The sequence below is a fragment of the Maribacter flavus genome (assembly GCF_008386635.1).
Taxonomy (GTDB): Bacteria; Bacteroidota; Bacteroidia; order Flavobacteriales; family Flavobacteriaceae; genus Maribacter; species Maribacter flavus.
Genome location: NZ_VUOE01000002.1, coordinates 139279 through 154038 on the forward strand (window position 1 = coordinate 139279; position 14760 = coordinate 154038).

The following is a 14760-nucleotide window of genomic DNA, read 5'->3' on the forward strand; positions in this document are numbered from 1 at the left end:
TAGGCTCAGAAAATATGTATTTTGGCTTGCTTCATGTGTTTCTTCAATTCTAGGTTTTGAAGAAACTAAATACGCTATTCCCATATTTTCTTGAATTATCAAAATGGGGAATTGATTCCAAATTGGTCTGTTTTGAATGCTCGATAACAAGTACGCCATCTTCCAACAAAAGTTCGTTTTCAAAGATTAAAGAGGGTAGTTTTTGGAATTCACCAAGTTCCATATCGTAAAATGGGTCGGCAAAAATGACATCGAATTTCTCCGTATTGCGACTAAGGAAGGAAAAGACATCACTCTTAACGGTTTTGATATCCATTTCAAGTTCGTTGGCTATTTTTGAGATGTAATTGATACAACCGGAGTGCATGTCCACGGCCAGAATATCGTCTACGCCCCGTGAGGCAAATTCAAAACTAATGTTGCCCGTTCCCGCAAATAGGTCCAGCACTTTAAGGTCTGGAAAATAGTATCGGTTGTTTAGGATGTTAAATAGCCCTTCCTTGGCCATGTCCTTGGTAGGTCTGACCGGTAGGTTTTTTGGTGCCAATAACTGCCTGCCTTTATGTTTCCCTGAGATTATTCGCATTATAGGGTGCTGATAACGGTAAAGTCTATGGACGAAGTTTCCGGTATTCCCAAATTCAAATGATTGGGGGAGGAGGGCGCAAATATGGTCAAATCATTTATATAGGAGTAACACAATTGAAATATTTCATCGTCCTCTTCAATAGTACCGAAAAATCTGACCGCCGTGGTTTCCGTGTCCAAATCCAATTGCTCCAGCACAAAAAGGAGATAGTAGGCAAAATCCTCCTTGGTCTGGTAAGGGAAACTATTATAGAAGCTTAGACTTTTTTGTTTTAAAACGGTAATATCCATTTGTCTTTGACCCACATGGACATAACAGACACTCTCTCCTTGATTGCCATAGTTATCCAATAAGGATTGGATCAGTACGGAACCATTGTGCAGAAATGTAAACTCGCCAAAAAGCTCGTAGATATAGTTGTTTACATTCGTAAAGGGAACATAAATATTGACAATATCAAAACCCTCCAACATGTCAAAGGCAGGCGCATCCGTAGCCAATAATTTGGTATTGAACTTCAGGTATTCTGAAAGGGATTCTTCATTAAAAAGGGGCTTCGGTACCAATGAAAACAGCGTATTGGAATGAACAACGACTACCTCATCGAATTGTTTGCCCGTCAATGTATGCTTTCCCAAAAGTGTTTTTACCTCCTTAAGTAATGCTTCGGGGTGCTGTTCTTCGGAAAATAAAATACTATCGGATAATAGTACCCTGTGCGAAACGGTATCCGCAATACAAAAAGAAAGTCCATTCAAGCTCACTTGAATGGACAATTTCTTAAAGTTTTTATCTGCTATGTCAATATCCTTATTGATCGCCTTTTTTGTCATAGATAGGAGGCCAGTTTCCACTGGTACTAACTTCTGTCAAGGAACCCACCTTTATTTCGGATCCACTCACTTCTTCCACACTCATTAAAGAATTCTCCTTTGCCAATAAATCCTTTGGTTGGTCATATAAAACAACACTTTTGGCAACTTTCACTTCATATACAGGTGCCCTATAACCACTCTTTTCGATAATATCAGCTTTCATTGTGAATGTTTCGCCATTTGGAGCAGTAGGTACGGTTGCTAAATCCTTATACCTTGTGTCACTTTTGAAGAGTGAATCCTTAACAGATACAAAGTCTAAAGTATCCACAATAACAGTATCTTGCTGAAGGTCAATTTGATACGTTTTATCGTATCGCATGAAAGAAGAATCCCTTTGCTGTGTTATCACATAACTACCAGTGTCTATGAATTTAATCAAGCTAGGGAAATCGTTGGCATACTTACCATTGGCACTTTTATAGGCTTCCTGAGAATTTTTAATATCTTTTAGTTTCGCTATAACTTTGCCAAAACGTTCAACTTTAACCTCGTTAAACTCGATTGGCCCTGTTACCGATTTGTAAATCAAATAGCCTAAACCGATACATGCAATCCAAAGTACAATCTGTATTATGGTCTTCATTTCTTAAGTGTTAATTTAATTTAGTGGTTGTCACAAATCTACAATTTTTTTTTAATCGCAAAAGTTTTTGCCCTAAAAATCCTTTTATATTTGGGGCTCCATGAAGTTACAGACACCTGCTATTTTTTTTAAAGAGTTGGAAACCAAGTTTCCACATGAGCCGACCCTAAAACAACGAATAGCCCTTGAAAAACTGTCCAACTTTATCCTTTCCAAAAAGAAGGACGAGGTTTTTGTTTTAAAGGGTTTTGCAGGTACAGGAAAGACTACTTTGGTTGGTACCTTGGTCAATAGCCTATGGAAGACCGGGATGAAATCGGTTTTGATGGCACCCACGGGCAGGGCGGCCAAGGTCATGTCCAACTATTCGAAAACACAGGCATTCACCATCCATCGAAAGATATACTACCCCAAAAAGCAAAGTGGGGGCGGGGTTCAATTTGTGATGGCACCCAATAAACATAGGGACACCGTATTTATAGTGGATGAGGCCTCTATGATTCCCGATACCCCGGCAGATTCCAAACTGTTCGAAAATGGTTCCCTATTGGATGATCTCCTCATGTTCGTTTATTCCGGTCATAACTGCAAATTACTTTTGATCGGGGATACCGCACAGTTACCGCCCGTCCATTTGGAATTGAGTCCCGCCTTGGACGAGGACAAACTCGCCCTAAATTATAATAAGGAGATAGTCCGATTGGAATTGGATGAAGTTGTGAGGCAAGCCGAAGATTCAGGAATCTTGGTGAACGCCACCATGTTAAGGGAGCAGTTGAATGGAAGTTATTTTGACAGCTTTCAGTTTGATGTGGGCCCGTATTCCGATATTGTCCGATTGATAGACGGGCATGACATTCAGGAAGCCATTGACGAATCCTATTCCAAAAACGGAAAAGAGGAAACGGCGATTATCGTACGTTCCAATAAAAGGGCGAACCTTTATAACCTCAATATTAGGGAGCGAATCCTGTTCTTGGAGCACGAGTTGGCAGCAGGTGATTTTATGATGGTCGTAAAGAACAACTATTTCTGGCTTAAACCCAATTCTGAAGCAGGCTTCATAGCCAATGGTGATATCATAGAGGTATTGGAAATTTTTGCCTTCAAGGATCTTTACGGATTCAAGTTTGCCGAAGTCAAGGTTCAAATGGTCGATTACCCCAATATGAAACCTTTTGAGACGGTTTTACTGTTGGATACCATAAAGGCGGAATCCCCGTCCCTTTCTTATGAGGATGGCAATAGGCTATATCAAGAAGTGATGAAGGATTATGCCCATGAGAAATCCAAGTACAAAAAGTTTCTCGGCGTAAAAAACAACAAATATTTCAATGGACTTCAGGTAAAATTCTCATATGCGATTACCTGCCATAAGTCCCAAGGAGGGCAATGGAACACCGTATTTGTGGAGCAGCCCTATCTGCCAAACGGTCCGGACAAAGAATACCTAAGGTGGCTGTATACCGCCGTAACCAGGGCCAAGGAAAAGCTATACCTTATCGGCTTTAAAAGTGATTTTTTTCTTGAATAGGAAACCGTTACTTTAGTATTGGAATATAATAGACCGAAGATTTTCAAAGTCCGGTTTAAGAAAGGAACAATATGACATCAGAAACCATCATAAGTATTTTTCTCGGTATTGGGCTCGCCGCTTCCGTTGGTTTCCGGGTATTTTTGCCATTGTTCGCTTTGAGTTTGGCTGCTTATTTTAATGTGTGGGAATTGAACGATAACTGGCAATGGATCGGAAGTTTGGCCGCCTTGATTACCTTGGGAGTAGCTACCTTGGTGGAGATATTCGCCTATTTTATTCCTTGGGTGGACAATTTATTGGATAGTTTTGCAGTGCCTTTGGCTGCCATCGCGGGTACGGCCGTAATGGTCTCCACGGTGGCCGATTTAGACCCTGTGGTAACGTGGTCCTTGGCCATTATTGCCGGCGGGGGAACGGCTACTGCCATCAGGGGGGCGGGCGCCACGGGCAGGTTGGCATCCTCTACGACAACGGGAGGTCTGGCCAATCCCATTTTGGCGACCGTGGAAACGGGAACCGCTACGGTGGTGAGTATCGCATCCATATTCGCCCCCATTTTGGCCGCGGTACTGGTCATCATCATTTTAATAGTAATTTTTAGAATTTATAGAAGTCTAAGGCCCAAGGCAAAAACATAAGAAGGTGAAGATAATTGCAATGATTCCGGCGCGCTATGCGGCCTCAAGGTTTCCGGCAAAACTGATGCAGGATCTATCGGGCAAGCCCGTCATAGTAAGGACCTATCAAGCGGCGGTGAATACGGGACTTTTTGATGCCGTGTATGTGGTAACGGATAGCGATATCATTTATCAAACGATTCTTGCCGAAGGCGGGAATGTGCTCATGAGCCAAAAGGAGCACGAATGTGGTAGTGACAGAATTGCCGAGGCGGTCACGGATATGGACGTTGATATCATCGTAAATGTACAAGGTGATGAGCCTTTTACGGATCGGGAGAGCCTACACGGAGTCCTTGAGGTATTCAAGCAAGATTTTGAAAAGGAAATCGATTTGGCATCCTTAATGGTCAGGATAACGGATGAAGATGAAATCAAAAACCCCAATACGGTAAAGGTGATTGTTGACAATCGAAATTTTGCCCTCTATTTTTCCAGGTCACCCATCCCGTACCCACGGGCCACAGGCGATTACACACGGTATTATAAGCACAAAGGAATCTATGCCTTTCGAAAAAGCGCCTTGATGGATTTTCAACGATTGCCTATGTTGCCATTGGAAGCCACGGAGAAAATAGAGGCTATACGCTATTTGGAATACGGAAAAAAAATAAAAATGGTAGAGACTACCGTAACCGGTATCGAGATAGATACCCCGGAGGATTTGGAAAGGGCAAAGGCGGCATGGAAATAAATTTTAAGGACATACAGGTCGTAGGTTTTGATGCGGACGATACCCTTTGGGTGAACGAAACCTATTTCCGCGAGGCGGAGGAAGCCTTTGCGGACCTTTTGGAAACCTATGAGACCAAGAACAAGATAGACCAAGAGCTCTTTAAGATGGAAATCAAGAACTTGGATTTGTACGGATACGGTATAAAAGGCTTCATGTTGTCCATGATTGAGTCGGCCTTGGAACTGTCCAATAATGAGGTAACGCAAGAAACACTTTCTAAAATTCTGGATTTGGGCAAACGTATGATTTCGCATCCGGTGGAAATATTAGATGGTGTGGTGGAAGTGCTGGAAAAACTACAAGGTAAATACAGGTTGATCGTATTGACTAAGGGCGACCTCTTAGATCAGGAAAGAAAGTTGGAACGCTCCAACCTATCGGAATACTTTCATCATGTTGAGGTGTTGAGCGATAAGAAGGAGAAAAACTATCAGGACCTTTTGGACCACTTGGAAATCGATGTGAAGAATTTTTTGATGATCGGAAATTCCTTAAAATCAGATGTTCTACCGCTTGTGAATATCGGTGCAAAGGCGGTTCACGTGCCCTTCCATACCACATGGCAGCATGAAGAGGTGGCGGAGCCCAGGGAAAAAAAAGGATATATAACGGTATCGAAACTTACGGATGTTTTGAATTACCTTTAAATAGAACGGATGGAGACAAGCAAGGAAATGGAAATAAAAAATATACCTACAAGGGCATCCCAAAAGTTTCGAAACTTTCCCATGGTACCCAGAGTGGTCTTTGGAAATGGCAGTTTTGACCAATTGGGGGATATTTTGTTACCGAAACGCAAAAATTCGGACGCGCCCATTATTTTCTTGGTGGACGATGTATTTGAGGACTCAGAACTGCATGCCAGGATACCCCGGATTTTTTCGGATCAAATTATTTTCATTTCTGCGGATGAAGAACCCAAGACCCAGCAGGTAGATGCCTTGGTGAGGCAAATCAAGGAATCCTTTCAGGAAATGCCGTCCGGGATTGTGGGTATTGGCGGAGGTACTTTACTTGATCTTGCCAAGGCCGTAGCCATATTGCTGAATAATTCTGGAAGTGCGGCCGATTATCAGGGTTGGGATTTGGTACATAGGGAATCGGTCTACCATGTCGGAATCCCTACCATCAGCGGTACCGGGGCCGAAGTCTCCCGAACCACGGTGCTTTTGGGACCTGAAAAAAAGTTGGGCATCAATTCGGACTATACCACTTTTGACCAAGTGATTTTAGATCCGGAACTTACCAAAGGGGTGCCCAAGGAACAATGGTTCTACACGGGTATGGATTGTTTTATCCATTGTATAGAAAGCCTGAACGGGACCTATCTGAATGCCTTCAGCCAAAGCTATGGGGAAAAGGCGTTGGACCTCTGCAAGGAAGTCTTTTTGGACACGATTGCTGAGGAAGAATCCCGAAACAAGTTGATGATGGCGTCATGGCATGGGGGTATGAGCATTGCCTATTCGCAGGTAGGCGTGGCGCATGCCATGAGTTACGGCTTGGGGTATCAATTGGGCATCAAACACGGTTTGGGCAATTGTTTGGTGTTTCAGTACTTGGAGGAATTTTATCCGGAGGGGGTGTCAATATTCAACGAGATGCGAAAAAAACACCAAATCGATCTTCCAAAAGGTGTTTGTGCCGGTTTGACCGAAAATGACTTGGATGCAATGATATACATCGCCATGGGAATGGAACCCTTATGGGAAAATGCCTTGGGGCCAAATTGGAAATCGGTCATTACTCCAGCCAAATTGAAATCCATCTATAGAAAAATATAGGAAATCCTTCCCAAACCCAGATGCAGAGACTTTCGCGTTTTATTTACTTCAAGCTTTTAGGTTGGAAAATGACAGGTACGTTTCCTTCCCATTTGGATAAGTTTGTCATAATCGTCGTGCCCCACACCAGTTGGTGGGATTTTCTCTTGGGGCTATTGGTGAGAAAAATATTGAATGAGGAAATCAACTACATTGGTAAGAAAAGCCTTTTTGATTCCCCGTTTGGCTGGTTTTTTCGCTGGACAGGCGGCGCCCCTATAGACCGGAGCAAAAGTAACGACACCGTAAGTGCCATTGTACGAATTTTTGAAAACAGGGATAAATTCAGATTGGCCCTCTCCCCGGAAGGTACGCGCAAAAAAGTGGATAAATGGAAAACGGGCTTTTACCACATTGCCAAACAGGCCAATGTGCCCATTGTAATGGTCGCCTTTGATTATGGAAAAAAGGAGGTGAAGTTTTCCAAGCCTCAAATACCTACCGAAAATCAATCAGCTGATTTGGAAAAATATGAGTCCTTTTTTATGGGTGTGAGGGGGAAGCATTCATAATTAATTTGTTATAAATAACTTATCAAGTTATTTTTTTACTTAGAAAAACGAATATTTTTTAATCTACTTGTTTACTTTATTTATGTTGTTAAATAAACATAGATTTATGTATTTTCTTGCATTTCATCCATTATTTTGTACCGTTCATCCCATAAGGGACTATTTAGGTTCACAAACCTTTAACTTTCATTAACATAATTATTAGCTGGAGAATCTAGCTGGTTTTTGTAACCCCACAATACAAAGAACCAAACCGCTTCCTATGGTCATTGTAACCAATCACCAAAGGAAAAATGAAAAACAACCAAAAAAGAAGGAACTTTCTTAAAGGTTCCGTATTGGCATCCACAGGTGCCATGCTTTTGCCTACGACCGATTTATTCGCAAAAGAATCATCATCTTCTTACCCTTCAATTTCAACGGCAGATATACGGACCAAGCTATTTGGCAAGCAAGTGGAGATTTCTGGACAGGTATTCGACGTTTCAGGAAAGAATCCCCTTCAAAATGCGAAGGTTGAATTCTGGCACCTTTCCCCTAATTCGAAACAAATTGGACACAAGGGCTTATTGATAACGGATTCCGAAGGAAAATACCTTTTAAGGACTGATTACCCGTCTAGAGAAATGGGTAAGCACACGACCATCCACTTTAGGGTCTCAATGGAAAATGAGGAATTGGTTACGGAACTAAAATTTTCAGATTTCGGCGCCTTCATTACTGATAAGCATTGGGAATCCAATCAAGAATTAGACAACGACCTTCTTTTTCCACAACTGGAAAAATCAATTTACAAGACTAAAATCAATTTTAATTTTTCAATCAACCAATAAAACTAGATAACTATGGAACCATTTATAGGACAGATAATGATGTTTGGTGGTAATTTTGCACCCAGGGGCTGGGCGTTTTGTGATGGGTCATTATTGCCCATTTCAAGCAATACTGCACTTTTTTCACTTATAGGAACAATCTACGGTGGTGATGGCCGAACAACGTTTGCCCTTCCGGATTTACGTGGCCGCGTGCCTATGCATGCCGGCAGTGGTCCTGGATTAACTCCAAGGCCTATAGGACAAAGAAGTGGTACGGAGACCAATACGTTGAATGTAAATCATCTACCACCGCATACCCATGGTGTTTCCATACCCTCCAAGGAAGAAGGTAATGCAGATGTACCCGCCGATAATTATGTTGCCGGTGCCGGTCTTGATAGTTTCGGTACCACTACAGACTCCAATATGAAGACATTTCAGACCTTGAATACAGGAGGTGGCCAGTCCGTAAACAATATGCAACCTTACTTATGCGTAAGTTATATCATCGCTTTGCAAGGGATATACCCTTCTAGAAATTAATACCTAAATAGACATAAACCAATCAAAACCGTCGGGATATGAGAAAAATTACGCTGTTGTGCACATTACTGTTCACTTTATGTACCGCTTTTGCACAGACCACGCTAGGCGCCGGCGATATTGCCTTTGTTGGTCTAAATACCGATGGGGCGACGGACTCGGACGATAACTTTGCCTTTATTCTTTTAAAGGATATCGATGCCGCGACCCAGATCATTTTTACGGACCGTGGCTGGAGCGATGCCACGGGATTCTCTTCCTATGCCGGTGATGGTGAATTTACCTGGATTTCGGGTGCTGCAAGAACGGCCGGTGAGGTAGTGGTGTTGGACTTTAGTAATTTGTCCCCACCTGCGGCTTCCTTTACGGTCTTGGGCGATCAATTATTTGCCATACAAGGCAGTATTGCCAGCCCAACCTTTATAGCTGGATTACATTTTAATGTGGTTTCGGGGGTCACGGACGATGCCAATTGGGACGGTGATGCTACGAGCAACACTACGTCAGCGCTTCCGGATGCCTTGACCACGGGCGACACCGCGGTTCGATTGAGCGGTCCTGGTGGAATTGAACAGGATAACTTTCAATTTAGTTGTGGTATAGCGGGCTGCCCCTTGTCCGGCACGCCTGAAGAAATTAGGGCCATTGTGCATAATCTTGCCAATTGGGTCAGTGATAATGATAATGTTTACCCAGGTACCGTTGATGCTAGTTTGGGTACGCCAACTGTTTCTGAATGTGCAGCAACGCTAACAGCCTCTGTAACCGAGGTTTGTTTGTCGTTCTCACCACCTGACACCATAGATTTAACGGGTAGCTCAACGCCTGATCCAACAGGTAGTGGAACCTTTAGTTTGGGTGTTGGTTCTGATATTCCAGCTACCAACACATTGGTTGATAATGGGAATGGAACGGGTACTTTCAATCCGATAGCGGCAGGGGCAGGCACCTATATTTTGGTATATACCCATACGAATTCAACTGGTTGTGTTGCAGAGGCACAAGAAACCATTGTGGTCTATCCAGAGGCCGATATTAGCATAACGGGACCATCTTCGGTTGCCGAAGATGGAGCACCCGTAAACTTTCAAGGTCTACTGGGTGGGGCGGCGACCTCAGGGGTTGTGGCCATGATACCATCTCCACCTAGCGGAAGTTTTTCAGGTAGTGCGGTTACAGCAATAGCAACCTACACCCCAGCAATAGGAGATGCTGGTGATTACAATATTCAATTTACCTATGTTGATTCTGATAATAATAGTTGTATTAACATACTACGAATACCATTTACAGTTGAACCAGTAGGTGACACCACTCCACCAGAAATAACGTGCCCTCCTGACCAGATATTGATTGCAGACTCCAATTGCAATGTATTGGTTCCAGATTATACGGGTTTGGTTACGGCAACGGATAATGTTACGGCTTCACCGATCATTACACAAAGTCCACCAGCTGGGTCCACGTTCAATGGTGCAGGTACTACGGTAATTGTCTTTACGGCTACAGATGATGCAGGAAATTCAGTCACATGTAACATGGGTCTTACCATTGAGGATAATAAAGCTCCTACGCCTATATGTATCAATGGTCTAACGGTGGAATTGGATGCTACAACAGGACTTGGGACAATTTTCGCTTCGGATTTTATTGCGTCACCAACAGTTGATGCTTGTGGTCCTGTTACGTATTTGATATCTCGTGTCGGTTCGGACGTAAAGTCAACGAGCCTAACCCTGAGTTGTGAGGATGAAGAAAATACTCTGGTTCGGATTTGGGCAGAAGATGTGAATGGTAATAGTGATTATTGTGAGACATATATTCAAGTTGACAGAAGTAAATACATGTGTCCGGTAACTCCCATTATAGATTTGGAACTTGAAAAATCCATTGACAATCTTAATCCAAATATTGGCGATGTTATAAACTTTACCGTGACTATTACAAACAATGGACCTGGTATAGCGACCGGAGTTGAAGTAATAGATAAGATACCCAGCGGATATACGGCTACTGGAGCAGGAAGTGTCACAAATGGTACGTATGATTTTGGACCTGGCAGATGGCATAGTTTTGCCCCAATACTCCCAGGAGATTCAGAAACCTTGGTTTTGGAGGTAACTGTAAATGCTTCCGGAGAATACCTTAATCTTGCTGAAATTACAGCCGCTAACGAAACGGATGTGGATAGTTCTCCCGCAAATGGCGTGGATACGGATGGGGACGGCAATGTAGTAGATGACCCGGACGATGAAGATGATGGGGATGGAGCAAAAGTAAATGTAATTATTCCATGTGAAGTATCAATTAACATCCAACCTCAAGATGTCACCGTTTGTGAGATTCAACCTTTCAAATTTGAAGTTGAAGCCTCCGGTACGGGAACTCTTTCGTATCAATGGGAATTTTCACCAAATGAAGGGCTCCAATGGTTTCCACAAGTAGAAACACCAATTTTTATTGTCCCACAAGGAGCGGTTGAAAATGCAGATGGATGGATATACAGGGTTATTGTAACCTCAGATAATGGCACTCCGGACAACGAAAATGACGATTGTTCGGTTACCAGTGATGTGGTGACCTTGACGGTGAACCCTTTACCCGAAGTGGAGATAACGGGCAGGGACAGCTATTGCCATGACGGGAACGGTGTCGAGTTGGATGCCGGTGCCGGCTTTTCCAGCTATCTTTGGTCACCAGGCGGGCAGACCACGCGGACCATTACGGCCCTTGAGGGAAGCTATACGGTAACGGTGACCAACGAGTTCGGGTGCGAGTCCACGTCTGAAGCCTTCATCGTCACCAACAACGAGCCTTTGACCTGCAGCATAGAGCAGGACATACTTACCACGGACCATTTGACCGAGGACGGGGTGGCAACCGTGACCCCAATCGGGGGTAAAGCGCCTTTTACCTATTTATGGGACAATGGGGAGACGACCCAAACGGCGACTTCGTTGACTTACGGTCTGAATTCAGTAACGGTGACCGATGCCAACGGTTGCGCAACGATGTGTCAAATAGATATAGCCAAGGAACTCTATTGTTGGGTGAACCTGATACAGAATGTATCGGAGTATGGCGGACAGGACGGTGCCGCGCGAGTGAGCGGTAATGGCGGGTACAGGCCCTTTACGTTCAAATGGGACGATGGTTCTACCGAACAGACGAACAATTCATTAACGGCAGGTATACATACTGTGACCATTACGGATGCCAAGGGGGCGACCTCGCAGTGCAGTATCACTATAATGGAGCCTACCGGAAGTGTGTGTGACAAGTTTACAAGTGATGTGGAGCAGGTTAAGCTTACTACAGACCACTTGACGGAGGACGGTGTTGCCACGGTAACGCCGTATGGTGGAACGGCACCTTATACCTACTATTGGGACAATGGTGAGACCACCCAAACGGCCACCACCTTGACCTATGGCATGCATTCGGTTACCGTTACGGACGCCAATGGTTGTGAATCCATGTCCTATATAGATATAGCCAAGGAATTGTATTGTTGGATAAACCTTTATGGCAACGTAAGCGTGAAGGGCGGGAACGACGGTTCGGCCATGGTCCATGGAAACGGGGGTTATAGACCCTTTACCTTCCAATGGGACGATGGTACTACCAGTCAGTTGAATACGAATTTAAAAGCGGGAACACATTACGTCACCATCACGGACGCCACGGGGTCGACCTCCCGATGCAGTATCACCGTTACGGAACCCAATGAAGAAATATGTGATGGTGTGGATAACGATGGTGATGGTAAAGTGGATGAGGGATTTGATGCTGATGGGGACGGTATTGCCGACTGTTATGATAAATGCCCTAATGGTGATGATAGTGTCGACAAGGATGGTGATGGCATACCCGATGCCTGTGATGATGTAGTATGTATAAAACCGGAAATGCCACAGACGGCCTGTTACGAGACCGCTATTTGGAACCCCGATAATTGTCGCTGGGACATTGTTGGCGAACAGCCCGAAATGCCCGTAACGGAATGCTACGAAACAGCGGTATGGAACGCTCAGACCTGTAGCTGGGACATCGTTGACGGCCAGCCGGAGACGCCCGTAACGGAATGCTACGAAACGGCTGTGTGGAACGCTCAGACCTGTAGCTGGGACATTGTTGGCGAACAGCCCGAAATGCCCGTAACGGAATGCTACGAAACAGCGGTATGGAACGCTCAGACCTGTAGCTGGGACATTGTGGACGGCCAGCCGGAGATGCCCGTAACGGAATGCTACGAAACGGCTGTGTGGAACGCTCAGACCTGTAGCTGGGACATTGTTGGCGAACAGCCCGAAATGCCCGTAACGGAATGCTACGAAACGGCTGAGTGGAACGCTCAGACCTGTAGCTGGGACATTGTCGGCGAACAGCCCGAAATGCCCGAAACGGAATGTTACGATACAGCAACATGGAACCCAGACACCTGTAGCTGGGATGTTGAAGGCGAGCAGCCTTTAGAACCTGAGATAGAATGTTACCAGACCGCAACATGGAACCCAGACACCTGTGAATGGGAGATAGAGGGAGAACAGCCGGAGATGCCGGAAACCCTCTGTTATGAAACGGCGATATGGAATTCTGACACCTGTGAATGGGACATCCTCCAAGATGGTGACCCAAGCTGCGCCGGAGGTTCTATCGATAAATGTGAAACTGCATTTGCAAGGAGCAGTGGCTCTTCTACCTGTTTTGAGGATATTCCAAATTTCAATTCACCTCGATGGGGGTGGACCAACGAGTTTCCATCGATTAACGGTGCGTACGAAATGGAGCTTTATGCTGCGGCCGGCCAATGCGATATCTCCAAAGGGGCCCTGGTGGGAAGCGTGGAAGTGGTATACTCCAACGGTAGCGTAGAGGTTACGGTATCGGTTCTGAACGGCTATAAAATGACCGAGGCCCAGTTGCATGTAGGCACGGACCCAATACCGACAAATCCGAACAACGGCAACCTCACTGTGGCTCCGGGGCAGTATGCTCACAAGTATGAGCCCGGGTCCGATTTCACGAACTATACCTTCAAGGACATAGGTACAGGGGATGCTGACATATTTTACGTTATTCTTCATGCAGAGGTCTGCCCTATGGACGATGTGTCCAAATATCAGGCACCAACCTTGGAATTATCAGGGTATCCCGTACCATTCAAGGAGGACTTTACGCTCGTGGTGATTTCCCCTAGTGAGATGAAGAGCGAATTGTCCCTATATGATGGCATCGGTAAAAGAGTCCAGACTTTTGGAAACTACTACCTGAAAAAAGGTAGAAATGAGATCGGACTAAGGACGAACGAACTGCCCGCGGGAATGTATTATGTATATGTTACCACAGGTAGCGGCAAACAGATTTTAAAGGTGCTTCGCAGGCCATAAGGTATTTTTATTAATAATTTTCCATAAGAAAGGGTTCTTGTGTATTCAAATTTTTTAGTTACCATAGAACTGGAAAGTTCAATATTGCCCTAAGTACGAAACTGGATAAATATCTTTTTGGGAAAGCATTGGTATACTCACAATGATTTTGTAAGATAAAAATGATATAATGATTCACATATCATTCCTCTATATAAGAGCTTTTACCACATTGCTAAGCAAGCAATGGTTCCCATCGTCATGGTCGCCTTTGATTATGGCCAGAAAAAAGTGAAGTTTTCCGAGCCTAAAATGCCAACTGACAATCAAGTTGCCGATATAGAAAAGTACACTTCTTATTTTAAGGGTGTTGTGGAGAAGCATTAATAATAATATTCCATAGCTAATTCATGGGGTTAGATTGTAATTTCAGTGCATACGGGTTGTTTGTGATTAGATATCCTTGAGTTGGAAAGCAACTCAAAATTTCAGGCATATACAATTTTTCGATGAAATGCACACTTAAGCGATGAAACACACTGGTAATTCATACAATACCCATTAATGGGTATTGTATTTAAAACCTTAGTTGGCTATGTTTGTTAAAGATTCCTCAAAATCTGCCATTAACTTCTCTTTAATCAAAAAAGTAAAGGCTTCTTCCCCCGACCTTTCATAGGTGCTCCTTTGCCATAAAA

General features: G+C 44.0%; 13 protein-coding genes. 10 read left to right on the forward strand and 3 right to left on the reverse strand.

The annotated features are described in order from the left end of the window. Nucleotides 1-49: 49 nt before the first annotated feature. From F0361_RS10985 to F0361_RS10995, 3 genes are read right to left on the reverse strand one after another with little or no spacing between them, the layout of a single operon-like run. Nucleotides 50-586 (reverse strand): RsmD family RNA methyltransferase, encoded by a 537-nt coding sequence (locus tag F0361_RS10985; protein WP_154918663.1) that lies wholly within the window; start codon nt 584-586, stop codon nt 50-52. Continuing rightward, on the reverse strand, nt 586-1422 hold the full coding sequence (locus F0361_RS10990; RefSeq protein WP_154918664.1) for a DUF3822 family protein: 837 nt from the start codon (nt 1420-1422) through the stop codon (nt 586-588). Before F0361_RS10990 ends, F0361_RS10985 begins: the two co-directional genes overlap by 1 nt. After that, entirely contained in the window at nt 1400-2050 is a 651-nt protein-coding gene (locus F0361_RS10995; protein WP_138259155.1) for a hypothetical protein, read from the reverse strand. The genes F0361_RS10990 and F0361_RS10995 overlap by 23 nt, the downstream gene beginning before the upstream one ends. A gap of 100 nt (nt 2051-2150) precedes the next feature. On the opposite strand from F0361_RS10995, the gene F0361_RS11000 reads away from it, so the two are divergent. The 10 genes from F0361_RS11000 (at nt 2151) to F0361_RS18710 (ending at nt 14449) form a co-directional block, all read left to right on the forward strand. Continuing rightward, on the forward strand, nt 2151-3584 hold the full coding sequence (locus F0361_RS11000) for an ATP-dependent DNA helicase (RefSeq protein ID WP_154918665.1): 1434 nt from the start codon (nt 2151-2153) through the stop codon (nt 3582-3584). Nucleotides 3585-3655: 71 nt separating this feature from the next. Beyond that, the gene (locus F0361_RS11005; protein ID WP_154918666.1) at nt 3656-4225 is read left to right on the forward strand and encodes a DUF4126 domain-containing protein; all 570 of its coding nucleotides are present in this window, start codon (nt 3656-3658) and stop codon (nt 4223-4225) included. A 19-nt stretch (nt 4226-4244) separates the two neighbouring features. Then, nucleotides 4245-4958, forward strand: a complete 714-nt coding sequence (gene kdsB / locus F0361_RS11010; RefSeq protein WP_211361181.1) for a 3-deoxy-manno-octulosonate cytidylyltransferase — start codon at nt 4245-4247, stop codon at nt 4956-4958. After that, nucleotides 4949-5647 (forward strand): HAD family hydrolase, encoded by a 699-nt coding sequence (locus F0361_RS11015; protein WP_154918668.1) that lies wholly within the window; start codon nt 4949-4951, stop codon nt 5645-5647. Before kdsB ends, F0361_RS11015 begins: the two co-directional genes overlap by 10 nt. Nucleotides 5648-5656: 9 nt before the next feature. Beyond that, a complete protein-coding gene (locus F0361_RS11020) occupies nt 5657-6784 on the forward strand; it encodes an iron-containing alcohol dehydrogenase family protein (RefSeq protein WP_246160872.1) in 1128 nt (375 codons plus the stop codon). A 20-nt stretch (nt 6785-6804) separates the two neighbouring features. Further along, nucleotides 6805-7335, forward strand: coding sequence for a 1-acyl-sn-glycerol-3-phosphate acyltransferase (locus tag F0361_RS11025; RefSeq protein ID WP_154918669.1), 531 nt, complete (start codon nt 6805-6807; stop codon nt 7333-7335). Between the two features lie 293 nt (nt 7336-7628). Next, nucleotides 7629-8168 carry a peptidase associated/transthyretin-like domain-containing protein gene (locus F0361_RS11030; RefSeq protein WP_154918670.1) on the forward strand — a complete coding sequence of 180 codons (540 nt, stop codon included), beginning with the start codon at nt 7629-7631 and terminating at the stop codon, nt 8166-8168. Nucleotides 8169-8180: 12 nt separating this feature from the next. After that, complete coding sequence (locus F0361_RS11035; RefSeq protein WP_154918671.1) at nt 8181-8693, forward strand: phage tail protein; 513 nt, start codon at nt 8181-8183, stop codon at nt 8691-8693. Nucleotides 8694-8731: 38 nt separating this feature from the next. Continuing rightward, nucleotides 8732-14083 carry a T9SS type A sorting domain-containing protein gene (locus F0361_RS11040; protein ID WP_154918672.1) on the forward strand — a complete coding sequence of 1784 codons (5352 nt, stop codon included), beginning with the start codon at nt 8732-8734 and terminating at the stop codon, nt 14081-14083. Nucleotides 14084-14308: 225 nt separating this feature from the next. After that, entirely contained in the window at nt 14309-14449 is a 141-nt protein-coding gene (locus tag F0361_RS18710) for a lysophospholipid acyltransferase family protein (protein WP_161598230.1), read from the forward strand. The last annotated feature ends 311 nt before the right edge of the window (nt 14450-14760 follow it).